Annotated in this window: 26 protein-coding genes; 12 read left to right on the plus strand and 14 right to left on the minus strand. The window is 42.9% G+C overall.

The genetic code is table 11. From position 1 onward, the window contains the following. Positions 1 to 11 precede the first annotated feature (11 nt). Both radA and H729_RS02845 read left to right on the plus strand, forming a co-directional pair. A complete protein-coding gene (gene radA, locus H729_RS02840; protein ID WP_020448493.1) occupies positions 12 to 953 on the plus strand; it encodes a DNA repair and recombination protein RadA in 942 nt (313 codons plus the stop codon). Positions 954 to 957: 4 nt separating this feature from the next. Continuing rightward, the gene (locus H729_RS02845; RefSeq protein WP_020448494.1) at positions 958 to 1974 is read left to right on the plus strand and encodes an RsmD family RNA methyltransferase; all 1017 of its coding nucleotides are present in this window, start codon (positions 958 to 960) and stop codon (positions 1972 to 1974) included. Here H729_RS02845 and H729_RS02850 read toward each other — a convergent pair. Beyond that, the gene (locus H729_RS02850; protein WP_020448495.1) at positions 1958 to 3346 is read right to left on the minus strand and encodes a site-2 protease family protein; all 1389 of its coding nucleotides are present in this window, start codon (positions 3344 to 3346) and stop codon (positions 1958 to 1960) included. The two genes, H729_RS02845 and H729_RS02850, sit on opposite strands and share 17 nt — an antisense overlap. A gap of 90 nt (positions 3347 to 3436) precedes the next feature. Here H729_RS02850 and H729_RS02855 point away from each other — a divergent pair, with 90 nt between their 5' ends. Both H729_RS02855 and H729_RS02860 read left to right on the plus strand, forming a co-directional pair. Beyond that, a complete protein-coding gene (locus H729_RS02855; protein ID WP_020448496.1) occupies positions 3437 to 4252 on the plus strand; it encodes a UbiA family prenyltransferase in 816 nt (271 codons plus the stop codon). Beyond that, the gene (locus tag H729_RS02860) at positions 4249 to 4983 is read left to right on the plus strand and encodes a phosphoglycerol geranylgeranyltransferase (RefSeq protein ID WP_020448497.1); all 735 of its coding nucleotides are present in this window, start codon (positions 4249 to 4251) and stop codon (positions 4981 to 4983) included. Before H729_RS02855 ends, H729_RS02860 begins: the two co-directional genes overlap by 4 nt. A 122-nt stretch (positions 4984 to 5105) precedes the next feature. Here the strand turns inward: H729_RS02860 and pdxT are convergent, their stop codons facing one another. Next, on the minus strand, positions 5106 to 5696 hold the full coding sequence (gene pdxT, locus H729_RS02865) for a pyridoxal 5'-phosphate synthase glutaminase subunit PdxT (protein ID WP_020448498.1): 591 nt from the start codon (positions 5694 to 5696) through the stop codon (positions 5106 to 5108). A 44-nt stretch (positions 5697 to 5740) separates the two neighbouring features. Beyond that, positions 5741 to 6520: an ABC transporter ATP-binding protein gene (locus tag H729_RS02870; protein WP_147554372.1), complete on the minus strand. Its 780-nt coding sequence runs from the start codon at positions 6518 to 6520 to the stop codon at positions 5741 to 5743. A 118-nt stretch (positions 6521 to 6638) separates the two neighbouring features. Here H729_RS02870 and H729_RS02875 point away from each other — a divergent pair, with 118 nt between their 5' ends. Next, positions 6639 to 7388 (plus strand): hypothetical protein, encoded by a 750-nt coding sequence (locus tag H729_RS02875; protein ID WP_020448500.1) that lies wholly within the window; start codon positions 6639 to 6641, stop codon positions 7386 to 7388. Positions 7389 to 7444: 56 nt separating this feature from the next. On the opposite strand, the gene H729_RS02880 is transcribed toward H729_RS02875, so the two are convergent. After that, positions 7445 to 7615: a preprotein translocase subunit Sec61beta gene (locus H729_RS02880; RefSeq protein ID WP_048134292.1), complete on the minus strand. Its 171-nt coding sequence runs from the start codon at positions 7613 to 7615 to the stop codon at positions 7445 to 7447. A gap of 150 nt (positions 7616 to 7765) precedes the next feature. On the opposite strand from H729_RS02880, the gene H729_RS02885 reads away from it, so the two are divergent. Beyond that, positions 7766 to 8581 carry a DUF72 domain-containing protein gene (locus H729_RS02885; RefSeq protein WP_020448502.1) on the plus strand — a complete coding sequence of 272 codons (816 nt, stop codon included), beginning with the start codon at positions 7766 to 7768 and terminating at the stop codon, positions 8579 to 8581. On the opposite strand, the gene H729_RS02890 is transcribed toward H729_RS02885, so the two are convergent. Continuing rightward, complete coding sequence (locus H729_RS02890) at positions 8568 to 9677, minus strand: 1,9-bis(guanidino)-5-aza-nonane synthase (RefSeq protein WP_020448503.1); 1110 nt, start codon at positions 9675 to 9677, stop codon at positions 8568 to 8570. The two genes, H729_RS02885 and H729_RS02890, sit on opposite strands and share 14 nt — an antisense overlap. 108 nt (positions 9678 to 9785) lie before the next feature. Between H729_RS02890 and acs the strand changes: the two genes are divergently transcribed. Continuing rightward, positions 9786 to 11885 (plus strand): acetate--CoA ligase alpha subunit, encoded by a 2100-nt coding sequence (acs, locus tag H729_RS02895; protein ID WP_020448504.1) that lies wholly within the window; start codon positions 9786 to 9788, stop codon positions 11883 to 11885. Next, positions 11882 to 12865, plus strand: a complete 984-nt coding sequence (locus H729_RS02900; RefSeq protein ID WP_020448505.1) for a DRTGG domain-containing protein — start codon at positions 11882 to 11884, stop codon at positions 12863 to 12865. Before acs ends, H729_RS02900 begins: the two co-directional genes overlap by 4 nt. On the opposite strand, the gene H729_RS02905 is transcribed toward H729_RS02900, so the two are convergent. Both H729_RS02905 and H729_RS02910 read right to left on the minus strand, forming a co-directional pair. Continuing rightward, positions 12855 to 13157: a nucleoside triphosphate pyrophosphohydrolase gene (locus H729_RS02905; RefSeq protein WP_197736784.1), complete on the minus strand. Its 303-nt coding sequence runs from the start codon at positions 13155 to 13157 to the stop codon at positions 12855 to 12857. The two genes, H729_RS02900 and H729_RS02905, sit on opposite strands and share 11 nt — an antisense overlap. A gap of 171 nt (positions 13158 to 13328) precedes the next feature. Next, on the minus strand, positions 13329 to 13778 hold the full coding sequence (locus tag H729_RS02910) for a LuxR C-terminal-related transcriptional regulator (RefSeq protein ID WP_020448507.1): 450 nt from the start codon (positions 13776 to 13778) through the stop codon (positions 13329 to 13331). A 191-nt stretch (positions 13779 to 13969) separates the two neighbouring features. Between H729_RS02910 and H729_RS02915 the strand changes: the two genes are divergently transcribed. Further along, positions 13970 to 14593 carry an NYN domain-containing protein gene (locus tag H729_RS02915; RefSeq protein ID WP_020448508.1) on the plus strand — a complete coding sequence of 208 codons (624 nt, stop codon included), beginning with the start codon at positions 13970 to 13972 and terminating at the stop codon, positions 14591 to 14593. A gap of 76 nt (positions 14594 to 14669) precedes the next feature. Here the strand turns inward: H729_RS02915 and H729_RS02920 are convergent, their stop codons facing one another. Then, positions 14670 to 15059 (minus strand): glycine cleavage system protein H, encoded by a 390-nt coding sequence (locus H729_RS02920; protein WP_020448509.1) that lies wholly within the window; start codon positions 15057 to 15059, stop codon positions 14670 to 14672. 98 nt (positions 15060 to 15157) lie between these two features. Between H729_RS02920 and hypF the strand changes: the two genes are divergently transcribed. Next, entirely contained in the window at positions 15158 to 17326 is a 2169-nt protein-coding gene (gene hypF, locus H729_RS02925) for a carbamoyltransferase HypF (RefSeq protein ID WP_048133860.1), read from the plus strand. 4 nt (positions 17327 to 17330) lie between these two features. On the opposite strand, the gene H729_RS02930 is transcribed toward hypF, so the two are convergent. Next, entirely contained in the window at positions 17331 to 17789 is a 459-nt protein-coding gene (locus H729_RS02930) for a hypothetical protein (RefSeq protein ID WP_147554373.1), read from the minus strand. A 281-nt stretch (positions 17790 to 18070) separates the two neighbouring features. On the opposite strand from H729_RS02930, the gene H729_RS02935 reads away from it, so the two are divergent. Together H729_RS02935 and cobT are read left to right on the plus strand one after the other, a co-directional pair. Continuing rightward, positions 18071 to 19168, plus strand: coding sequence for an alkaline phosphatase family protein (locus H729_RS02935; RefSeq protein WP_048133862.1), 1098 nt, complete (start codon positions 18071 to 18073; stop codon positions 19166 to 19168). 109 nt (positions 19169 to 19277) lie between these two features. Beyond that, on the plus strand, positions 19278 to 20384 hold the full coding sequence (gene cobT, locus H729_RS02940; RefSeq protein ID WP_020448513.1) for a nicotinate mononucleotide-dependent phosphoribosyltransferase CobT: 1107 nt from the start codon (positions 19278 to 19280) through the stop codon (positions 20382 to 20384). Here the strand turns inward: cobT and H729_RS02945 are convergent. From H729_RS02945 to H729_RS02965, 5 genes are read right to left on the minus strand one after another with little or no spacing between them, the layout of a single operon-like run. Next, on the minus strand, positions 20367 to 21002 hold the full coding sequence (locus tag H729_RS02945; RefSeq protein ID WP_020448514.1) for a GTP--adenosylcobinamide-phosphate guanylyltransferase: 636 nt from the start codon (positions 21000 to 21002) through the stop codon (positions 20367 to 20369). The genes cobT and H729_RS02945 overlap by 18 nt on opposite strands. Beyond that, positions 20999 to 21835: an adenosylcobinamide-GDP ribazoletransferase gene (cobS, locus tag H729_RS09400; RefSeq protein WP_020448515.1), complete on the minus strand. Its 837-nt coding sequence runs from the start codon at positions 21833 to 21835 to the stop codon at positions 20999 to 21001. The genes H729_RS02945 and cobS overlap by 4 nt, the downstream gene beginning before the upstream one ends. Then, on the minus strand, positions 21828 to 22955 hold the full coding sequence (locus tag H729_RS09405) for a phosphatidylglycerophosphatase A (protein WP_020448516.1): 1128 nt from the start codon (positions 22953 to 22955) through the stop codon (positions 21828 to 21830). The genes cobS and H729_RS09405 overlap by 8 nt, the downstream gene beginning before the upstream one ends. 11 nt (positions 22956 to 22966) lie before the next feature. Beyond that, positions 22967 to 23986: a cobalamin biosynthesis protein gene (locus tag H729_RS02960; protein WP_052312413.1), complete on the minus strand. Its 1020-nt coding sequence runs from the start codon at positions 23984 to 23986 to the stop codon at positions 22967 to 22969. Continuing rightward, positions 23964 to 25136, minus strand: a complete 1173-nt coding sequence (locus H729_RS02965; RefSeq protein WP_147554374.1) for a pyridoxal phosphate-dependent aminotransferase — start codon at positions 25134 to 25136, stop codon at positions 23964 to 23966. Before H729_RS02965 ends, H729_RS02960 begins: the two co-directional genes overlap by 23 nt. Positions 25137 to 25201 lie beyond the last annotated feature (65 nt).

A 25201-nucleotide genomic window follows, 5' to 3' on the forward strand; every position in this document is an offset into this window, starting at 1 on the left:
TGAGGTATAAAATGACCGGAAACACCATAGAAGAGTTGCCTGGAGTTGGACCTGCAACTGCGGAAAAATTGCGTGACGCCGGCTATAGCGATTTAATGGCTATCGCGGTAGAGTCCCCAAAGGTCCTGGCAGAATTAGTGGAGATCGGAGAAAGCACAGCTACAAAGATCATTGCATCTGCAAAACAGATGGCTGATGTAGGCGGATTTGAAACCGGAGACATCATTCTGGAACGCAGAAAAGGCATAAACCGGCTGAGCTCAGGTTCCAAGGCCTTTGATGAATTGATGGGCGGAGGGCTTGAAAGTCAGTCGATCATCGAATTCTTTGGAGAATTCGGAAGTGGAAAAACACAGATCTGCTTCCAGTTGGCTGTAAATGCTACAAGGCCTGTTGAAGAAGGCGGATTAAACGGAGATGTTTTCATTATAGACACTGAAAACACATTCAGGCCGGAGCGTATCGTTCAGATGGCTGTTGCCCTGGATCTGGATCCAGAAGAGGTCCTGAAAAAGATACATGTGGCGCGCGCGTTCAATTCTCACCATCAAATGCTTTTGGTGGAAAAAGCCAACGAGCTGGCTCATGAGATGAATGTTAAACTGCTGATTGTAGATTCTCTGACAGCACACTTCCGTGCAGAATATGTGGGACGCGGATCACTGGCTGAAAGGCAGCAGAATCTAAACAAGCATATGCACGACCTTCTGAGATTTGCAGACCTCCATAACGCAGTGATTGCAGTAACAAATCAGGTATCTTCAAAGCCGGACGCGTTCTTCGGGGATCCTACAAGGCCAATCGGAGGTCATATTGTAGGCCACGCTGCTACATACCGTTTATATCTTCGTAAGAGCAAAGGCGGAAAACGTATCGCAAGATTGATAGACTCTCCGAACCTCCCCGAAGCGGAGGCAGTTATAACTGTTAGCGAAGAGGGAGTTAGAGACTAAACCAATGGAGCCTCATAGAGGCCTCATTCCTTATTTTTTTGAATTATCGGGAGAACACGACACTTTTCCGGCAGCAGAAGCTGTTGCTCTCTGTAAATCTGAAACTGATGAGTCACACTTAGTCACTTCTGGAGAAGGTTATGCAGTAATTGCATTCAGGCCTGAATTTTTAAACAATATTTGTGAAAGAGTGGCATTGACTAGGCGCATCGGCAGGTATCTTGGATCATGCCGCTTGGAAGATGCAGAAGAATTCGCATCAATGCTGGAGATTCCCGAAGGAACTTTTGCCGTGAGGGCTAAAAAATTCGGGCAGTCTATGTGTGAAGTCAATGCTGCAGCTTTAAGTGCAGCTATCGGCGCAAGCATGAAAAAAGGCTGTAAAGTAGATCTAAAAAATCCTGATGTAGAGTTGAGGGTGCTGCTGTCATCCGGCCTCCATTTTTATATTTCTGAACGTGAGATAGACAGAGCTGTTTTTGAAGACAGAAGAGTGGCAAAAAGGCCTTTCTTTTCGCCTATTTCTCTCCATCCCAGATATGCCAGGGCACTCATCAATCTCACTGGAATAAAAAAAGGAGAGACCCTGTTGGATCCTTTTTGCGGCACTGGTGGGATTTTACTAGAGGCGGCTTCCATGGGTATAAAGGCTGCCGGCTCTGACATTGATCCATTGATGGTAGATGGTTGTATCGAGAATCTTCAGTATTTTGGATTTGATGCTGATGTGCAGGTCTCAGACATTGGGAGCGTTCCTGAAATGTTTTCAAACATTACTACAGTCGTCACAGACCCGCCGTACGGTCGTTCTACGAGCACAAGGAATGAAGAGCTCACATCTCTGTATGATCGTGCTTTAAAATCAGTCTCTGACATACTCTCAGATGGGAAGCTCTGTGGAATTGTACTTCCTCGCGAATGTCCAGAATGTAGATATTCTTTAGAGATATGTGAAAGCCACTTCCAAAGGGTGCACAGATCTCTTACAAGACATTATTATATCCTCAGGAAGCGAGATTGAATGTTTGTATATCTTCATCTCCAGGAGAATGCAGGTAGACTGTAACCTTTTTTATTTCAGGATTGTCTGGATATGCTTCTACCCGTATTTCCTTTGAACTTTCTCTGTCAATATGCAGCTTTCCGTCAACTTCGATCCCGTCTGCCCATATTTTATACTCCACTTTCTCAGACAGGGATATTTCAACATCGTATCCTGTATTTCCTGTATTCACAAGCTCAAATACTATCGAGTTTTCAGGATACTGCACATTTTCAACATTAAATGAATAATCAGCTTCAGCTACGTGCAGCGGTTCTGGTACAAACGTTATGAGAATCAGCAGCAGCGTTATTGCTCCGAATGCTTTGGTCTTATTATCAATCTTAGACATGTTGTCTAATGGAGCGGGATGTGTGATGCCCAGCAGAATTACCAGCAGAGCGAACAGGAGCCAACCGTCATAGAGCAGTGCACATATGAACAGCACAAGAAATGCCGCATATCCAAGATATTTGGCTTTGTCTCCAAAAAGTCCTCTGGCAATGTGCCCTCCATCCAGCTGTCCTACAGGCAGAAGATTGATGGCAGTAACAAAGAACCCTACCCAAGCGGCGAAAGCCGTTGGATGCATAACTAAACCATCTACGGATGGGAAGAAATATGCCATGAGATTGTAAATCGGCTGAATCGTGACATATGCAGCTCCTGCACTAATGTCTCCAGCCACAACTCCGCCTTGCCCTGTAAGATACAGACCCAGAATCGCTACTGGTATAGTAACTAGGAATCCGCACATTGGACCGGCTGCTCCGATATCCACCAGAGTTTTCCTGTCCGGCATGGGCTCTCTGAGTGATATGAATGCCCCGAATGTTCCAAACGGGGGGATGGAAGGAATGAAGTATGGCAGCGATGCACTAATTCCATGCCTTTTTGCAGCATAATAATGACCTAATTCATGAATCCCTAGAATTGCCATCAAAGGAACTGCAAAAGTCACGGCACCCATCAGAGCTGTCTGCAGAGTCCACATGCCTGATGAAGAATCGTATCCGGACCATAGCACCATTCCTGCTATCGTTGTAGTTATAAATGTCAGTACCAGGAGAACTTTATTCAGCAGTGTCTTTTTCTTTGACTTCTGCTGCGGGGCAGGTCCTCTGAGAACCAGCAGTATATATTCTCCGCCAGTATAATCAAAAGCTGCTATGAAACCCTTGTTTTTAAGCTCTTTCTGAATCTCGCTGAATTCGGCGCTTACTGTACTTCTGTCCTTTGGATTGACATATAGCGTGATGCTATTGGCATCTACCTTCGATTCGTATATCGGGAAATGTTTTTCCACGAGCGAGTAAATCCACTTTATCTCCTCGTTTGCATCCGCAGACATCTTTTCACTCACTAACCGGGGTCCTTATAATAATTGCGAAGCGAGTGAGGAATATGAAAGAGATTATATCTCAATTGCAGATTGACCCTCGTGAATAGATATCTGCAGCTATTCCGTATTGGAAACTGCATCATGGGCGCATTTGGTGTAGTTCTCGGGGTGCTGATCGCCGTCGGCAGGGATATTGTAGATTACCCTGTTGAGTTAGTTTTGGGATGCATTACCGTGATTTTCTTCATCATGGGTGGAAACTCTCTCAATGACTATCTTGACCGCGATCTGGATAAACTCGCACATCCAGAGCGTCCCCTTCCATCTGGGAAAATAAAACCTCAGACTGCTAAAAACATCTCAATTGCCACATTCATCATTGCGTGTGCAGTTTCAGTGTTCTTAGGGCTGGTTCCCTTCATCATTACAATCGTAGCAGCTGCAGTAATGATCGCATACGAGCTGAAAACAAAAAAACTCGGCCTCATTGGAAATCTGTCCATAGCCTGGTTAACTTCAGCTCTCTTCTTTTTAGGCGGCGCTATCACAGGACACATCGAAGTTACAATTCCTATGGGACTGATGGCTTTCTTGGCCACACTTGGAAGGGAGATTGTTAAAGATGTGCAGGATATGAACGCCGACTTTAACCGCACGACTCTTCCAAAGCAAATTGGGAAGAGGAATGCTTCAGTAATATCTTCCATCTTATTTGTTTTAGCAGTTATATTATCGTTCGAACCATACTTGACAGGAAGGTTTGGATTAGCATATCTGGTGGTGGTTCTGGTCGCAGATGCAATATTCATATATTCTGCCGTAGTTCTCCATCAGAATCCTAAAAATGGACAAAAATTTGCAAAATATGGCATGTTCGTTGCGTTGATCGCATTTTTACTGGGTGGGTTGTTATGAGTGTTGAAGATTATCTTTTGCAGAAGCTGAAAACCGGCGCTTTACACATGACTCTTATTGATCCTGCATCTCAGGATCCTGCACAGGCTGGGAAAATTGCCCGGGACGCTTGTTCTCTTGGGACTGATGCAATTATGATCGGCGGTTCTACTGGTGTAACTCAGGAAAATCTTGATCAGACTGCTTTAGAAATTAAAGACAACTCAGATGTCCCATCGATCTATTTTCCTTCCGGTGCGGAAGCCATGTCTCCTCACTGCGATGCTATTTACTTCATGAGCATGCTTAACTCTAGAAGTCTGGACTGGGTCATAAGAGAGCAGGTTGCAGGTGCACCAGCTGTTAAAAAGCTTGGATTGGAACCTCTTTCAATGGGATACATAATCGTGGCACCAGGAATGAAAGTCGGTGAAGTTGGACAGGCAGATGTGATCCCGCGTGATGATCCCAAACTCGCTGCTTCATATGCCATGGCCGGAGAACTTCTCGGCATGCGCTCGATATATCTTGAGGCAGGCAGCGGGGCTCCTGCGCATGTGCCTTCTGATATGATATCATATGTAAAAAAGTCCATTTCGGTGCCTTTGATTGTGGGAGGAGGCATCCGCGATGCTGAGGCTGCCAAGGAAGTGAAAGATGCAGGTGCAGATGTTATTGTTACCGGCACGATTATAGAAGAAAACGGTTACCTTTCGAAGCTGGAGAGTATAATCAAATCAATAAAGACATAACTCTGTGACTGTACGCTTTCAGTGTCTGAGCATATTCCTATTGATTCAGACTATACTTTGAATGAGTTGGTGCATGTAAACTTGCTATGTGCTAATTCTGGTTTATGTGAATCATTCTCTAATCAAATCATCTTGAGAAACATCTCATGAATTCTTGAGTCTCCAGACAATTCAGGATGAAAACTCAGCCCTAATAAATTATCTTGTTTTGCCATGACGATTTTATTCTCATAGTATGAAAGAGCTTTGCATTTCCCATAGACTTCTTCAATGAGGGGTCCTCGGATAAATATCCCGGGGAATGATGAATTAAACCCTTGAATATCAAGTTCAGCTTCAAAACTCTCTCTTTGTCTGCCGAAGGCATTGCGGTTAACTTTCATATCCATGATCTTCAGGAGTTCAGTCTTGGTTTTTGCTACTTCATCGTCTCCTTCTTTTGCCATTAGGATGCATCCAGCACAGGTTCCCATGATTGGAATCCCTTCATCTGCGGCTTTTATAAGGGGATCATATAACTCGAATCTTTTGAGAAGTTTTGAGATTGTAGTGCTTTCTCCGCCGGGCAGTATCAGTGCAGAGGATTCAGTCAGTTCTTTCGGGTGACGGACTGCAATAACTTCACCCTTTAATCCAAGACTGTTAAGAGCTTGAGATGTCATTGATATATGTTCAGGGACAGCTCCCTGCAGCGAGATAATGCCGATTTTCATCGGTCGCCTTCAGTATATGACAAGAACAAAAACATTTCGTATGCTCAATATTCTGCAATGATCCTTTCGTTTATTTTGTAAACGCTGACTGAAACGCCGTAAAGTTCACTGAGATTTTCATTTGTAAGAATATTCACTCCCCCATCTCTTATCATCGCGCCGTCTTTTATCATAATTATTCGTTTGAACTCCGGCCCGATATCTGCGGGATCATGCGTGACCATTATCAGGGTATGTCCAGTGTCGGCTAAACCTTCGATCGATCTTCTTACAAGATACTTTCCACCAATATCCAGGGAATTCATGGGTTCATCTAAAATCAAGGCTTCAGGATCATTTACCAGCGCTCTAGCCATAATTATACGTCTCATTTCTCCGCTGGAAAATGTCTTGAGCCGCCTTCCTTTCAGCTGAGCAGCACATACACTCTCAAGTGCTGAGTCTGCTTTCTTTCTCATATTGTCATCTATATTCTGTGATCGATTGGTTCCTATTGATCCAAAGAATCCTGAGAGAACAGCATCTTCAGCAGTCATATCTTTTCTAAAGTCCGTCTGTATCTCGTTTGAAACTATTCCAAAAGCCTTTCTGATATCAAAGATATTCCAAAGTTCCTTACCGTAGATTTTTACGTTTCCGTTTCTTGCGCTGTCGCAGCGATATTCTCCGGTCATTGTTTTTATTAGAGAAGATTTACCTGACCCGTTCTGTCCCAGGATGGCAACTCTTTCACCGCATTCTATCTTTAAATTTATGTTATTCAGTATGTTTTTATCCTCTTTTCTTACGAAGACATTCTTCATTTCGATTAATGCCTGAGACACATTCACAGCATCACTCCAGCTGATAATATTCTTTTGCTCTTCCGCAGTAGAATCGGGATAATGTCATATATCATCCGTTTGAACGTAGCCACATATTAATTGGCATCGAGGAGCTATTATGAATGATGACAGAGAGCAAATCAGAATGAAGCTTGAATCTAGAGAACGTGTAGAACGTATGAAAAATGGTGGAGAAGACATGAGAGCTACTCTGGCCACTCAAGAAATTCAAAGAGGAAATACTTCTGGGAATGATTTCATGAGCCGCAGGGAAGAGGAACTCCGAAACAACGTTCAAAACAGCAAATCCGATCCATACCGTGGCTACGGGGAAGATCAGAGAGCTATGATGGCTTCATGGGACAATAAAAACTCTTCAAGGGAAGATTTGAGAAAATATTCGGAAGAAGAACTTCAACTCAGGGAAGAAACTCTTTCCCGTACACCGGCTGATCACGATCCAAAGTATCGCATTATCGGAGAGGCATATGCACCAACACCTCAGGGAATGAGAGCAGTAGGAGATGATGCGCGAGAACAACACAGTGTATATTCAGACGAAATGAAGAATAATCAATCGCAGTCACATAAAGTCAGAATAATGGATTCAGATTCAGACTCTCCAAACAGTAATCATAATATGACTCAGAAAGCCCGTGACATGAGTGGAAAAACCATGCAGCGTGCTAAAGATATGGGAAATATGGTGGAGAATAAAGCGAGAGATATGGATAAAGCGCATGTTGTGGAACATTCAGCCCATAAAGCTGGCAATACAATCGGCTCAATATTCAGCCGTGCTAAAACTGCAGCTAGGGAACTGAGTGATGGATTCCGCGAAGGCTACTCTAAAGATAATAAAAAATGATCTCACTGATTGTGTGGTGAATCTACACATTCAGTTATAACAACAGAGTCTTCAGCTTATGCTGCTGGCCAAACGAATCCAGCTATGCAGATTACTGCTATTACTACAGCAATAATACCTACGACAGACCATGGTTTAAGAACGGGACCTTTTGAAGTTTCGTTATCAAAATAGCGGATCAAACCAGCAGCTGACTGAAATCCCTGTCCTTTCTTTTTAGATGCCATATTTAACCGGGTCAAGTAAATATCGTTTGGTATATATCCTTTTGCAAGTGCATCGCATGATTTCGATGCATGCATCCCAATCATTGCACTCTGTTTCGTTCTAAAAATGGAAAAAGGTTATATTGATCCGCCTGACATTAAAATTAGAGTGTGGCTGTTCTTATCGGATGTAGTGGTTGGGCATACGGAGACTGGGCAGGACGCTTTTACCCTCTTGACGTTGCACGCAAGAAAGAAGAATGGTTGAGATACTACGCATCGTTTTTTGATACCGTGGAGATTAACACAACATTTGACAGAGAACCCAATGAATATTTGATCAATGGGTGGGTAAGCAGAGGAAAAACTCTCAAGACATTTGATTACTCCATAACTCTGCCGTCAAAAATATTCAAAGATGCCGACAGGGCCCTGCAGTTTGAAGAATGGTGTCTTCACACTCTTGATGAAGGCGGGGTATTGGGGCCGGCTGTAATTCAGACTCCTGCGGAATATACAAACGATCTTTCAAACAGAGAAAACATGCGCAGCATTCTAGATCTTCTTGATACGACCAAATACAATTACCTTGTAGAATTTAGAAATCAGTCATGGTTTGATGAAAACGGTCTTTTGGAATCCTCTCAGGAACTTTTAAGTGATTACAATGTGGGATGCATAATCTCTGATGAGTTTTCATTACCGATGGACTGTAAAGGCGACAATATCTATATCAGGCTGAGGGGAAAAGGCAGATCTGAATATCCCGGAGATAATTCTTATCAGTATACGGATGCTGAATTGGCATGGTTCAAAGGATTATTGGATGATGCAGGGAAAACTTGCAGACAGATAAGAGTGTATTTTGAAAACAGTGCAGCGGCAAGAAGTGTCTATGATGCCATGAGATTAATGGATATTATGCAGATTCCGCATAGAATAAAAGATATGAGGGATGCCGAGGCACCCAGAATCATCGCGAAGTAGTTTTTTTGGCTGCAGTTTTTTTAGGAGGGCTCTTCTTTGATTTTTGAGGAGCCTTCGGAGCGACAATATTTGATTTTTCAGAATCCAGATATTTTGTCCACTCATATTTCTTACGTGCATTGAGATCTACATTGTGGTATGCATAGCTGAATATGAGGGGAACAACTGTTGTAGCTTCAGCGTATACCATCTGCTCATAAGTTGTATTTACTTTTCCCCAGGATGATGCTTCTTTCAATGTAGATGAAGAACAAGCTCCATCACGGACATCGGCAACGGTTATCTGAACTGCATATTGGTGCATTGGTACTTCTTTTCCCAGACATTCTGCACAAACGACTGTATCTTGTGCGAAATTCTTAGGAACTCCTCCGCCGACCATGAACAAACCAGAGGTCTTAGCAGCCATTTTAATTTTGGTAAGCTCATAGAAATCTTTCACAGAATCAATGGTTACATGGCTCTCAGGGTGTTCGTGTTGATGCATTACAAGTCCGAAACCCGCGCTGCAGTCTGAAAATGCCGGGCAAAACACTGGGACATCATGCTCATAAGCCAGCTGAACCAATGAATCTTTTTTCTTAGCATTTTTAGTCAGATATTTTCCCATTTCTCTAATAAATTCCCGGGATGAATACGGGCGTGGTTCAAGTCCATCAGCTATCTTTTTAACTGTATTGTCACAGACCTGCAACTGTTTTTCGTCAATAAACGTGTCATATATGCGGTCAACATAATTGTCACGCAGCATATTGTCATCGATGAACGGTGTACCGTGGTAATGTTTAAATCCCAGAGCTTCAAAAAAATCCATATCGACTACTGAAGCGCCGGTAGAAACAACTGCGTCTACCATGTTGTATTTTATCATATCAGCATAGATCTGCATGCATCCTGCTGCGCTGCTGCTTCCAGCAATTGTGAGTATGACAGTACAATCCTTATTTTTCAGCATTTTCACGAGAATATCTGCAGCTCTGGCAGTGTCTCTTGAACTGAATGACATTTCTCTCATGCTGTCGATAATTGGTGTGGAATCGTACTTGGTCGCGTCCACGTGCTTAATAGTCTTCTTCAACAAGTCTTTTTTTGACATGGATGTTCACCGAATGTTCTTAGACATCAATCCCTAACCTCCTATCTAAACTCTCCCTTCTTCTGGACATGCAGAAGGTTAAACTCATAGAATGTCTATACTAGTCTGATGCTAGGTGCAGAGGAACTTTTCAATCCTGAATCAATAGCAATTATTGGAGCGTCTTCAGATCCCGCAAAGATAGGCAATATGGTGCTCAGAAATCTTATTGCATCTGGTTATTCTGGGAATATCTATGCAGTGAATTCTAAAGGCGGAGAGGCCCTTGGATATACATTTTTCAAATCAATTCTGGAAATTAAAGACAAAGTCGATATGGCTGTTATAACGATACCTTCAACAGCCGTGCCTGCTGCGATGGAAGAGCTTGGAAAAAAATGTGTTCCGGCAGCCGTTATAATTTCAGCTGGATTCAAGGAAACCGGTGCTGAGGGAACAGAACTTGAGCTCCGGGTAGGGAGAATTGCTAAGAACTATGGCATAAGGGTTCTCGGACCGAACTGCCTGGGTCTGCTGAATACTGCAAATAATATGAATGCCTCGTTCACAGCAACATACCCCAGCAATGGGAACATTGCATTGACTTCTCAGTCTGGAGCGGTATGCTCTGCAATGCTCGACTGGGCTAGGGAATATGATGTTGGATTTTCTAAATTCTTATCAATGGGGAACAAGCTGGACATAGATGAAGCCGATCTTCTGCAGTATCTTGCGGATGATGATGACACTTCAGTAATCGGAATGTACATCGAAGGGATGAACCGGGGCAGAGAGTTCATGAAAGAGGCTTTGAAAACCTCTAAAAAGAAACCGATAATCGTTCTCAAATCCGGAAGAACTGATTCTGGAGCAAAGGCCGCATCATCACATACAGGCGCCATGTCTGGAAGTGACAGCGTTTATGATGCGGCTCTCAGGCAGTCAGGTACAATAAGAGCCCAAAATCTGGAAGAGATGACTGATTATCTGCAGGTATTTTCCTCCATGCCCGTTCCAGATGGAAAAAATATCGCCATCGTGACAAATGCCGGAGGAATGGGGGTTATGGCCGCTGACGCAGTGTCCGACTATCGGCTTTCTTTGGCAAAATTATCAAAAGAGACTATTGATAAGCTTCATGAACAACTGCCAAAAGCAGCTGGAGTCTATAATCCGGTTGATATCCTGGGAGATGCTCCTGCGGATCGATTTACAGCAGCGCTGAATACTGTCCTTGGTGACCCTTCTGTGAATATGCTGATGATTATGATGGCACCTACCGATACTATCGATATTCCTTCAGCTGCAGAAGCAGTCTCTAAATTCAGAGATGCCAAAATTCCGATTGTGGCAGCGATGGTTGGAGGGGAAGAAATCAGCAAAGGTTCTTTGATTCTTAGAAACGCTGGTATTCCGATATATCCGTCTCCGGAAAGAGCAGTAAGGGCATTAGGTGCAATGGCTGCATATCTTGATATCAAAAGTTCAGCTGTAGAGAACTGTCCAGATGAATTCATCATAAATAGGGATGATGTACAAGGTATAATCAACGCAGCTTCTGCCGAAGGCAGAACATCCCTCACGGAATCCGAAGGAAAATCAATTCTTCAGGCATATGGAATAAAGATTCCTAAAAAAGAGCTGGCGTCTTCTGCAGATGAGGCAGTGATGGTTGCGGCTTCTATAGGATATCCAGTTGTTATGAAGATCTCATCTCCCGATATTGCGCATAAAACAGATGTGGGCGGAGTTTCACTAAATCTTCAGAATGAACAGGAGACTCGTGAAGCTTATACCTTGATGATGGAAAGAATAAAAACAGCAGTTCCAGACGCAAGAATTGATGGAGTTTTAATCGAGGAGATGTTTGACGGGAGAGAACTGATTGTGGGAATGGTTCGAGACAAGCAGTTCGGGCCGGTAATCACCTTTGGTCTGGGTGGAATTTTCGTAGAAATCATGAAGGATGTGAGCAGAGGGGTAGTTCCCATCACCGTCGAGATGGCTGATCGGATGATAAAATCAATAAAATCGTATCCGATTCTTGCCGGAGCCAGAGGTAAAAAGTCTGCAGATATCGCAGCTCTAAAGTCTTTAATTCTAAAAATATCTCAGCTTTCAGTGGATTTTCCTGAAATATCAGAGCTTGAAATGAATCCAGTCATGGCTGGAGAAGTCGGCTGTTGTGCCGTAGACGCGTTAGTTGTAATTAGGAGGGAGAAAAAATGAAACCATTGTACATCGGTTCAGTTATGGAAAGGTCTGGTAAAAGTGCAATCGCTTTAGGATTAGCGAAAAGCTTGGGAAATGTGGGCTATTTCAAACCATTCAAGGAATCTTCTGTGGAATTCAACGGCAGCGCAGTTGACAGAGACGCCCTGCTGATGGCTTCAGCGCTTGATATCCCTCACTCTCCTGAAGAACTCTCTCCTTTCGTTTACGATGTTTTTTCTCCTCCTTCATTTGATGAAGTCTACGTAGCTTACATGAAAGTTTCCAAGGGTAACATGATCATTGAAGGCACAAGAGATATTATTACTGGATGGACAGGAAACCTTTCAGGCATGGCCATAGCCAGAGATCTTGGTGCTGAAATTATACTGGTGTCTCCTGCAACTTCTCCCGCGATAGATAAAATTTGTATGCTGGATTACTTCATGAAGCAGACGCCCGGTCTGTTCAAAGGTGTAATCTTGAATCAGATCAATGACAAGCGGTACATTGATCTTTTAGAGGGCCGCGGCATTAATGTTCTGGGTGCAGTCCCTTCAATGAATGAGCTTAAAAGATTCAGAGTCTCAGAGATAGCTTCTTTACTGTCAGCTGAGGTTTTGATAAACGGAAGAGATGTAGAAATCGAGAATGTAATGATCGGTGCTATGAACTCAGAATCAGCCATTGCTCAGATGAGGAGGCTGCCGTCAAAAGCTCTCATAACCGGGGGAGATAGAGCGGATATCCAGAATGCTGCACTATCAACCGATTTAGCATGCCTTGTTCTCACAGGAGGATTCCAGCCGTCAAATGCAGTTTTGTCTTTAGCATATGAGCAGGGGGTTACCGTACTGCTTACTTCTATGGATACAATGAGTGCTGTAGAAACTGTAAATAGACATCTGGCATACATTTCTCCTAAAGATGAAAGCAAAATCCTCAAAATAACTAATGCGGTGAAGGAAAACGTCGATCTCAGCAGGATTATGGAGTAAATTCCATTACAATCCCTTTGCTGAAACCTCCGTTCCTTTCTCTTTTTTTCTTCATAATCTCAAGAAGCTCACTTTCATCAATTCCAATTTCAGACGCCAGGCTGAGTACAACTTCCAGAATATCTGCAAGTTCTTCAGCGTTATTATCCTCAATAAATTCAGAAGTTTCTTCCTGCAGTTTGTGAATAAGAAGGTCCAGCATCTCATCTTTGCTGGCTATATTAAATCTATATGCTTTACCTTGTGCTGCTGTTATTTCAGGTATCTTATCTCTCACAAGTTTACTGCTCATCATTACTGATAACTGTTGCAGTAAAATATGCCTTGTGATGTAAAATGCAGAATATCTTAAATACTATTGATGTGTATATTGAAATGTAACACTGAGGTTCCTGGGACTGAGCCTTTGGGGACGTTATTGGTACGTCGCTCAGGAACGTCAGATTATGCTTATTTTCAGGTTTTATAGGTCAGTAATGTCAGGGTCATTGCATTCTATTTTTATTCCATACCTCAGCTCATTGTAATGATGGTGAAGCACCCAGCGTATAAGTTCATCTCGTGATTCATATCCTCTCATTTCTATTTCCTCATCCATCCATTTGACTAGGGTTGTAGGCAGAGTAACCAGAAACTCTTTTTCACTTGTATTTACAGACTTAAAGTGAAGATGGAACCCTTGATACGCTTCATAAAGCCGGTTTTTTACACTAGTCTCCGAAATATTAAGTTCGATAGCGATATCCTCATCACTCATTCCTTTTTCTTTACAGATAAAGATACGCAGTTCTTCTTCAGTCATACCAATATTTAAGAAAGTTTCAACAAGCCCTGCTCCTATTTCAGAAATGTTTTTTTCCCGTGCATTTTTTTCATCAGCCGTGGAATTGTTGCAGTCATCTACATTGTTCATGTATATCAGCCTTCAGTTTATTTTTTAATATTTACCCAACTAAGAACGCCTATCGCACTTATCCGGGATATAATTTAATGTTTAAAATTATAAACATAACGGCAAATCAAAAGAAAAATGCTGTAATGAAGAGGTTTTTTGTGGTTTTTTGTTTTAGTAACATACATATCTTTCAAGAGTTATTGCAGATTATGGAAAGCCAAGCTATCGTACTCATTGACAATGGTTATCTTGCAAAAACCCTGGAGAACGATTTTGGCAGGACCCGTTTAGATTACTCAGCCTTTGCACGTGAACTCTGCAGCATTATTTCATGTGATATGTCCAAAGCGTATCTGTATGACGCTCCGCCGATAAATAAGCCCACTGACAATGCCAAAAGAAGAAAGACTTATGCTAATCGGATGAGATTTTTTGATGACATCCGAAAAACACCGCAGTTTGAAGTAAAACTAGGCAGGCTTACTGAATTTGTTGACCACGAGACAGGCAGAATAGTAACAAGACAGAAAGGTGTCGATGTCATGCTGGCTGTAGATATGATTGTACATACTCTTGACCCTGAGGTTGAAGTGGACAATATGATTCTTATTGCAGGGGATGCAGACTTTGAACCAGCTGTTAGGTACTCAGTGTCCCGAGGAAAGAACATAGTTCTGTGTTGTTCAACGAAGTATAGAAAAAACGGAGGAAAATCGTACTCAGATGCACTCATGAATGTGAGCAGTTCCTTCATCTCACTGGATTATGATCTTATCTCTAAGTGTTCATTTGTAAGAAAGAAAGCCGAGAGTCTCAATTCATACCCGATCTAAACGCGATCTTCTCATGTTTTAGAATTTAGTGCCATATGTTCCTTTCTTTCTGATGAATACTAAGTTTTGGTTATATTTATAGGCCTATATGCTTCCTATATTCTTCAGGATTCAAAAGGTTGGATAGATCCGGTTTATCAATTTTCACAACTGCAAACCAGCCTTTATCATATGGAGATTGGTTTATGATCAACGGGTCATTCATTATTTCTGAATTAATCTCCATGACCTCACAGTCTGCAGGACAGTTAACAGCAGCAACAGTTTTGATGCTTTCTACTTGTCCAAACAGATCTCCCTGCTGGTACTTCTTTCCTACTGCAGGCAGCTCGGCATACACAAGTTCCGACATCTGTTCTTGCGCATAATCAGTCATCCCTATTTTTGCAGTATCTCCTTCAATCAAAATCCATTCATGAGTTTTTGAATAATATCGATCGTCTCTGACTTCATTACCGTCTGCCATACTCTCAAAAGCTGCAAAGCGAAGAATGCTTTTAGATGTTTAGGTACAGGACTATATCTGGAAAATTGTAAAATAGCACCCAGTTCTTTGTATGTTTAATGAAGCTGATTTTCCGTGGCATAGTACAAGGTGTGGGTTTTCGTCCTGCTGTATATCGATCCGCGGTTAAGTTAGGCTTTAATGGCTATGTGCAGAACAATGGCTCCAACGTAGTCGTTGTCATAGACGGCGATGAGACTGTTTTCATAAACAAATTAAGGTCTGAGCTGCCCCCGCTTGCTAAAATTGACAGTATAGAAATGGAGGAAGAAGATTGTCAATATGACGGCTTTAAAATCATAGATAGTTCCAGCGGGGGAAAAGGCGCTAGCATTCCCAATGATACAGCGATATGTGATAACTGCAAACGCGACCTGTTCGATCCTCTCAACCGCCGCTATCTTTATCCGTTCACAAACTGCACAGATTGTGGAGCCAGGTTTTCAATAATCTCAGATCTTCCTTATGACCGGGCCAACACGTCTATGAATGAATATCCCGCAGATACGTTATGTTCTGAAGAATATGCCAGTCCTCTCGACCGAAGATTTCACCATCAGACAATCTCGTGTCCAGCCTGCGGCCCCAGCTATTATCTTTTGGACTCAAAGGGAAATAGGCTTGACAAGGATCCTATCGAGGAATTTGCCAGACGGATAGACGAGGGTTCGATAGGTGTGGTAAAAAGCTGGGGGGGCATGCACATCTGTTCCAATCTTGATGAACTCACTCATCTCAGATCCTGGTACAGAAGGTCAGAGAAACCCTTTGCAGTGATGATGAAAGATCTGGGCACTCTCAAAAATTATTGCATGCCTACAGTTTATGAAGAACAAGAAATAACCTCTCCCAACCGGCCTATAGTTTTAGTTAAAAAGAAAGAAAACGATCTGACAGAACTGATTTCTCCCGGTTTAGATACAATTGGAGTTTTTCTTCCTTATTCTGCCATGCATCATATTCTCTTCCATTACCTTGACCATGATGCGCTGGTTATGACTTCTGCCAATTCTCCTGGAGAACCTATGGTTCTGAAAGACGAGGATGCTCTGGAGCTGGGAGCCGACATATATCTGATGCATAATCGCAGAATCATCAATCGTTGCGACGACTCGGTTCTGAGAATGTTCGGCAGCCATCCGCAGTACATCAGAAAGTCAAGGGGGCATATACCTTCATATCTGAATTGTAAAAATGGTCAAGCGGTAGCTCTGGGAGGACAGGAAAATCTCTGCGGTGCGGTAGCAAAAGACGGTAGAATGTACACCACTCAGTACATAGGAGATGGAGAGCGCCCCGGAGTCATCAGATTTTTAGACAATGCTACGCGGTATTTCATGAAACTTTTAGGATCATCTCCGCAGATCATCGCAATGGATCTTCACCCTGCATACAACAACCGCCCTCTGGCAAAGTCAATGGCTGAAGAATTCGGCGCTGAATTGATTGAAGTACAACACCATTGGGCTCACGCAGCATCTCTGTTGATAGATAACGGCATTGAAGATGCCATGGTTCTCGCGGTAGATGGTACCGGTTATGGTTTGGACGGGCAAGCTTGGGGCGGAGAAGTTCTTAGGGCAGACTTCTCATCTTTTGATCGAGTTGCACATCTTGAACCGATAACTCTGCTTGGAGGTGAGAAAGCCGTTTATGATCCTAGAAGACTGGTATTTTCTCTTGATGAAATGGTTGGCAGATCCAATCCATATTTTTCAGAAACTGAAGCAGCTGTTCTACGTAAAATGATGCCAGCCGCACCTACTTCCACTGGTTTTGGAAGAGTTTTGGATGCGTTGTCATGTTACTTTGGAATCTGTCAGAAACGTACATATGATGGAGAACCAGCGATGAAATTAGAAAGAGCTCTTTCTGCTGGAACGAATAAATTTAATTTTAATGTAAAAGTTAAAAATAATGTCATATTGACCTCAGAACTTTACAGGGATATGACCGATAGCGTAGGCACTCCTTCTGACCTATCATACTCATTTGTCTATGCTCTGCTGGATGCGATGGTGGATATTGCAGCAGATAATGGAGAATTGAACGGGATAAATACAATTGGACTCACTGGGGGAGTTTCATACAATGGTCCGATTTCATCAATTGTAAAAGATATGGTGGAATCAAGGGGATTCCGTTTTGTCTGTCATAGCAGAGTGCCAAATGGAGATGGAGGAATCTCCACGGGGCAGTGTGCTATAGCGCTTCAGAAACTGAATTGACCAATCACTTCTTCTCAACAAGAAGCGCAAGAGGCCTTTCCAGCCATTTTCCAGTTTCTAAATCTCCGACACGCTTTCCAACGCAGATACCTTCACGCGGTACAGGAGACACAGTCCACTTACTGTCTTCTCTCTGAATCCAGAGCGTTGCACCTGGAAATCCTCTTTCTGGAACCCATTTTTCTGCTACAACAGTCTGCTCATCTTCACTGCTAGACTGAATCAGTACTCTTTCAACAGCAGCGGCCATATTGTGAACTTCTTCACTGCATCCGTGAACATACTTTAAGTCATTAAGAAACTCCAGTAAATTTCCAAGTCTGACTTCATCGCAGACTCTGAAGTTTCCGCGTCTCATCTCATCTAATAGCGCCTGAGTAGGCGCACCTAGAACTTGATATTTCTTAGCCAATGCCAAGAACTCATTAAGGCTGATGTACATTTTAGTACCTCGAGCTGTCATTTTGGGTTACGATTCTTAATTAGCTTTGGAACTGGCTATCATTTTTGATATTGGTGCGATTAATCCGTATCATTATTTTCAAAAGTATCTAGGGGTCAGTAGGGCAGTATTTCATAACTGTGACAAGGGGATACGCTGCCCTGCCGACCCTTGCTAGCACTGATGTAGGTGTTCGGCGGACAAGAACAGCCCAAGCCAATTCTTTCCGCCGATTCGTATCCCTGTCAACTTCTGGTATCTATTATATGATATAATACTCTTGCGCACGTCTGCGTCACTGAATGGGCATTGATTTATATTTTAATGTCATTCTGTCGCAGAGGATAACCGTGAACACGCTGATAATAATGCTGGATGGTGCAGCAGATGAAAAGATACCTGCTTTCGATTACAAGACACCTCTAGAGTCATTAGATAAGAAGTTCATGGACGGCGTGGCTTCCAGCGGTTTATTTGGCTGGACAGAAGGTCAGAAGTACACTCATTTATTCTTACTTGGATTCTTTACCGGCAAAGTATGTGATGTGCCCAGAGGTCTCATAGAAGCACACGGTATGGACATACCTTTGAAAGAAAATTCTGTGGCGTATCGTTTTTCTCCGGCCTGTTTCAGAAATGGAAAGTTTGAATGGGCATACAGAGTAAGTGCAGATAGGTATCTCGAGCTGCAGGAGTGTATGATTGATTCGATAGGCCTTTTGAATGATCTGGCACCGAATCTTTACTTCCATGGCAGCGATGGCAGAGGAGTTGTGACCATTGAAGATGGATACTATAATTTCCCCATGCCGCCTTATCCGTTGCCTGAGAATCCTGACTATGAACCTTTTCGTGAATGCATTGAGGCTGTCGCAAAGGAACTGGACGGACTCACATTCCTTCCATGGGGCGGAGGGTCAATTAATAATTCTGCCCATAAAAGCGCATTTGCTAAATCTAAAAATCTTACAATTCTTTCAAGCAGCCCGTCTGCCCTCGGCGTAGGTAGGCTTTTAGGAATAAGCTGCAAGCGCGTAGATGATTTCAGGGTGGGTATGGACGAGTCCCTGGAAATGCTTCAGCACAATGATGTATTCTTGCATGTTGATGAAACTGATGATGTCTCTCATCGTACAGAACCAGGTGATAAAAGGAACATGCTCGCCGAGATTGACGAATTCTTCTGTAATAACCTAGACTTTCTGGAGGGGCACAGAGTTGCACTCATAATAGATCATGGAACCTCCTCACTCAACGGACAGCACATGCCGATGCCGGTACCATTTGCGGTTTCCAACATCTCGGGCTCTATGAAATCAGGAATTAATTTTTGTGAAAATGCGTCTGTCCATTATCCAATCGAGAATCTTTTCTGCTCTATAATGCAGCACACTGATTGACTTATTGGATGGAGCTATTCTCCATGTGTTTTGTCCCTCCGTCTCTCTTAAATAGCCCGTGTGGTTTATTTGGGTAGACGCATCCAATGCGTAATGGAAGTGAGCACATATGTCGTGTAAGATCCCAGAAAATATTAAACTCTGTTCAGAAGAGGATTTAGGCAAGGAATTTATCGAACGCGTGATCGGCAAAACTCCCACATATGTCTGCGTTATCGGTAACACAGAGACGGCTAAAATTCCCGGGGTCTCAGCCGCAGGTGCTAATCCAGACATCACAGACACTACTCCGGCTGCAGATATGGAATTGCTTCATTACGGCAGATGTAAGTGTATCGAGGGAGTTCCAGTGACTCCTACAGGAGTACCAACTCCCGGAATTATCACCATGAGTGCTACAAAAATGTCAAAGATGCCAATTTTTGTAATGAATGCCGGTGTAAAAGTAAAACCTCATGTTCCCTATTTTGAGCTTGATGGATCTCCTGGTGAAGACATAAGGACAGGAAAAGCTGTTAAAAATGCGGAGAGGACATTTGACAGAGCCGTCTTAGCTGGAAAAGCGCTTGCTAAAATCAGCAACTACCTGGTTATCGGAGAATCAATAGCCGGAGGTACAACTACTGCTTATGGAGTGCTCACAGCTTTGGGGTATGATGCGAAAGGAAAGATTTCAAGCAGCATGATCGACAATCCAGCAGCTCTCAAGGAAAACATTGTTCAGGAAGGTTTGAGAAACTGTGGCCTCAGCGAATCAATTCTGAAAAAAGACCCCATGATGGCCGTTGAAGCGCTTGGGGACCCTATGATCGTAGCGGCTGCAGGACTCGCCGTTGGAGCTGCAGAATCTGTTCCGGTGCTCCTTGCCGGCGGAACACAGATGGCTGCAGTCCTTTCTGTAATCAAAGGCATGGACGATTCAGTCTTAGACAATATCGCATTGGGAACAACAAGATGGATCGTAGAAGACAAATCATCAGATCTTATCGACTTAGTCTCTCAGATTGCAAAAGTTCCTGTTCTGGCAGCAGATCTTAATTTCTCAACATCTAAATACGATGGACTCAACGTCTATGAAAAAGGTCTTGTGAAAGAGGGTGTTGGAGCGGGAGGATCATCAATTGCAGCTATGTTGATGTCTGATGGAAAAATCAACGCTCGCAACTTACTGGACGAAATTGAAAAGAATTACGTCAGGTTAGTTTCCAGAAGATGATCGTTTAGAGGAGGTTAAAACCTCCTCAGCTATTTTTAATTCAGTTATTGTATTTATGTTAATAATTAGCTCTATGTTTTCTGTAAGCACATAACCTTCAGACAGACTCTTCATGGATAGCATGTCTAACCTGTCAAGAACGGAGACGCCGCAGAATACAGACTTCACACCATTCACCGGCAGGCTGTAGGTTGGGCTGATGCCCAGTGAAACAAGAAGCGAGTATGGTGCAGCTACTGAATATGAGTGTACTCCGGAATTGTAGTATCCTTCGATAACAAAATCAATCCCCGATGAGCTGAGCAGAGGCATATCAGCCGGACAAATGAATACCTCTTCTGTTTTCATCTGGCTCATGGAATAATTCAGATCTACACAGTATTCTTCGCCGGACGTATCAATTATTATCACATCTTTGTTTTTAAGATGCTGTTTCGTAAGCGGTGTGTTTGGACTTACAGAGATATATACATCTTTGATGTGGCTGGATTCCTTCAGGGCATCGATTACATAATCTATAATCGGCCTGCCGAGAAGGTCAATCATCGGCTTTTCAGTGCCGATTTCTTTTATTCTGCTGCCTTTGCCTCCAGCCGTTATCAAAGCGTCTATCTTCATAAAAGGCACAACACGATTAAGGCGCCAAGAAGTGAACCCACTTTGCCTAACTCGTTTGAGGCTCCCAACACATCTCCGTTGACATATCCAAATGATTTCATGGATATGTTGCATACTGCAAAGCCGACTCCCATACTTATCAGAAGCATGAAAACGCCAACTAGCATGCCTTCTATTACGGAGAAGAATGGCCCATACAGCATCAGTGCAGCCAGAGGAATTACGATAACCGCTGAGATCAGAATAGACTTCAGTACATCATTTCTGTTTGCACTGTTGACAAACATATTTCCTAAACCGCTGCCTGCTGCTGTACCGTAGGCTGCTGTGATATATAGGCTGTTTTTTGCCAGGATCTCTGCAGCTATCGGGAAAAATAAGATTGCAATCTGCCAATGATTACTGATCCCTCCAAATCCTGCGCAGGTACTGAGTGCTGATATCGTTAGAAATGCAATCAGAATCCCTATCCCCACTCCGCCGGCTCCTACATTGGAGTCTTTCAGGGCCTTTATTTTCTTCTCCCTGTCGCCATGTGCTACCATGCCGTCTCCAAAATCCATCAGGCCGTCAAAATGAAGGAACCTGTTGAGCACGTGTCCCATGAGAATTGTAATAACTGCAGCAGGACCCATTGAAAACAAATAGCTTGAGATCAAAAATATAAATCCAAGTATTATTCCAAAGATCAGACCGAAGAGCGGAATCGTCCAAAATTTATTGCAGAAATTTTCCACATCTTCCTGTGTGCTATCTATCGGTATAATGCTGAACATGGACAGCTGTGTTTTCAATATGTTGTTGCTGCCTCTTTTCATTGGCTCATCAGTCATTTTTTTCCTCCAGCAATTCGGTGTATATGTTAGACATTATTGATCCGATCAGCGATCCGACAATATCATCCAGGAATGGTCCTAGAATTCCCAATATGCCGGGCTTGTTTTTATCATATCTGATATACTCAAAAAGTCCTTTCGTTCCAGCTATGTATTGGGCCAGTGCAATTCCTAAAAGTTCATCTGCAACCAGATGTACCGGGTCATCTTGGAATATGTCTTCCAAGCCAGGGAGATTCATGCGATTGCCCTGCTCTTCAAGCCTGATTGCGGCATAGAGCATAGCATTCACATTCACATCTTTTTCAAGATTTTTGATATGTCTTCTGAACATTGAGTGAACAGTTTCCAAATCCCACCCTGGTGCCGGAGAATACAACCCTAATGCTGCTTTCCACATCTGGGCTTCTCCTATCCCCAATTCATCTAGTTTTTCGAATGCAGTTTTAGCCTTACAAGACTGTTTATTCCATTTTCTTGTTGACTGAGCAACAGCAGACCTCACAGCTTTGGCGGCGGCCATTCCTGTTTCTGAAGCAGTGCCTGCATATTTTCCTCCATCACCTTTAGGACATAAAATTGCAAGAGCATCGCTGGTAGTTCCAGTCCCGGAAACACCTGCATCGTTCATGCCTGCCGTTTTTGCCTCGGCAATTGTGGCTGTGGCATTAACCATGCCGCAGTCTTGCAGCGGCTCTGAGAAAATCACTATGATATTTATTGTTCCAGCTTTATGGGTGGGAAGTGTATCAATTACACTTTGAGGGAGACGCTCGCCTGCAGTAACTGCATTTGTAGTTCCAGCAGTTACGATCGCAGCGGCTTCAACGTTGCCCTCTATGCATGATTCTGTAGTTATTACTCTGCGGATGTCGGCAGCAGTCATCAAACCTATGCTGTCTTCCGGCAGTCCAAAATATTTACGGACATCCTCAAGATCACGTTCCGGGCATGCTCCATCGTAACCCATTGGAACTTCCATTATGAAGACGGTATTAGTCTCGCTGACTCCGCCGCCGATTATTGCCGATGATAGGCTCTTGTATCTGAAAGGCAGCTTTACTATTGCAACCGGGCTGTCTTTATAGTCTAAAATTTCTAAAGTGTAATCTACCAAATGACTTCCCCTCAGAGTAATCCAAAGAATGCGTTTTCAAGAAGTATCTGCACAGTTGTTCCGATTATTAAATACAATGGAATAAGAACTATTATGAAAAATAAAATTGAGGTAACTTTCATCAGCTTTACAGTCTTGGCGATTATCTCGGGGTCATTCTGCAGTTCTCCATCTCCAAGTGAATAATAACCTTCCTTTTCCATTTTTATTCTCAGGGCACCTGCCACCGCTGACATCGGCCATCCTTTATTGGGGCTGGATGTCTGTTTATGATCTCTTTTGGCAATTTTCCAGGCATTTCTCCAGTCATATCCTAAAAGTGCTGAAGCCAGCATTATAAAAGGCACAGAAAGTCTAGCAGTAATGTAATGGAGGGCATCATCAAGTTTAGCGGCGAACATGCCCACATTTTTGTGTTTTTCATTGAGATACCCGATCATTCCATCTTCTGTGTTGACGACTCTTAGTATTGTCGCTCCTGGAATGCCGGCAATTCCAAAGTAGAACATCGGTGAGATTACGGAATCTACCAGGTTTTCAGCTACTGTTTCTGAGGCGCATGAGATGATATGCGCTTCATCAAGCTCATTTACATTTCTAGAAACAACCATCGAGGCTTTTTTTCTAGCAGCTTCAATGTCATTATTCTTAAGATCATTCATGATCGGAAGCGTGTGGGTACCCAGGGATTTAATAGCGAAAAGCGTAGAAAACAGCAGAGCGCTGAGAACTTCCCAGACTATTAATCCGTAATCGCCGCCATAAATTCTTATTGCTCCTAAAATCAGTATGAATGCTAGCGTGAAGAGCAGAATGGGAATAAGCGAAACGAAAACTCCGCAGATACGGTCATGTCTCTGGGATTTTCTCTGTACATGGTCATCAAGGAATCCTATGACTTTTCCCATCCAGACAACAGGATGCAGTTTATTCGGCAGCTCTCCAAAAATAAGATCAACTAAGAGAGCGCCGATTGGTATCAGCAATACAACTTCTAAGAGTAGCAATTCAACGCCCTCTAAAAAAGTCAACAGTTTCTTTCAATGATTTTAAAAATATATCGTTCATCGCTGGAGTTTTCACACAGAATCTGCTGTAATTTTCACAGGGGCTGTTGAATGATGAACAGTCTCTTACTAAAATCCCATTTTCAAGCATGACCTTTCTAAATTCTGGACTTTTAACACCCAGCTTATATAACGGGCAGAAGAAGAAATAAGAGTCTGTGTCTGGAACGGCATACGGGAATATCCGGTTCATTTCCGAATGCATTCTAATTTTCTCTGATTCCAGCATATCTACGGCTTTTTTTACATGAGCCTGTTCATTTCTCATCAGCATAGTGCCAACGCGCTGTTCTATTGTTCCCAGATTCCAAGTCAAACGGCCTGTATCCATATACCTGATCAGTTCTTTGTTTCCAAATCCGTATCCTATTCTTAAGCCAGGCATTGCAAATGATTTTGTAAATGAGCGTATTATGAACAGATTCTGATACGAATCTATGGTGTCCACACATGAAACATCTTTATCTGTTTTAGACAGCTCAAGAAGAGTTTCATCCAGAAATACAATTGTATGCTTTCTTTCAGCTTCTGATACAAGCTCTAAAACGTCTTTTCTGGGGACGATCTTGCCTGTGGGATTATTTGGATTGCAGAGGTATACTGCTTTAACCTCGTCGAGAGAATTTATGATGCTGCCAATATCTGGCCGGAACTCATTCTCTTCTGGAAGCGGCACGTCTATTATCCTGGCGCCCATCAGTCTGCAACCGAAACTATACTCAGAGAAGGTTGGATGAGGCATCAGCACCTTATCTCCGGGAGATACAAACACTTCTGGAAACAGCCTGATGATTTCTGCAGAGCCAGCCCCGACAATGATATTACTTGTATCGACAGCATATCTCTCGGCAATAGCTTCTTTTATAGCCAGAGATGAATCGTCAGGATAATTCATAAGCTCTTTAGATGCTTTTTCAATATATTCGTTCAATCTTTCTGGATGACCAAATGGATTAACATTGGAGCTGTAATCCAAAACATTTCCCTTTCCCCAAACATCTCCGCCGTGTTTGGGACGCATCATTGCCATTATCTGAGGACGAACATTCTCTTCCAAATACACGCCATCGCCGCCGTTCTGAGAGCAGGTTATTGATACTGATGATATCTCCAATCTGTCTATTGGGTGGGCCAATACATTTTAATCATTAATAACTAGATGTCTCCATTCCGACAAAA

Origin of the sequence: Candidatus Methanomassiliicoccus intestinalis Issoire-Mx1, assembly GCF_000404225.1 — an archaeon.
Taxonomy (GTDB): domain Archaea; phylum Thermoplasmatota; class Thermoplasmata; order Methanomassiliicoccales; family Methanomassiliicoccaceae; genus Methanomassiliicoccus_A; species Methanomassiliicoccus_A intestinalis.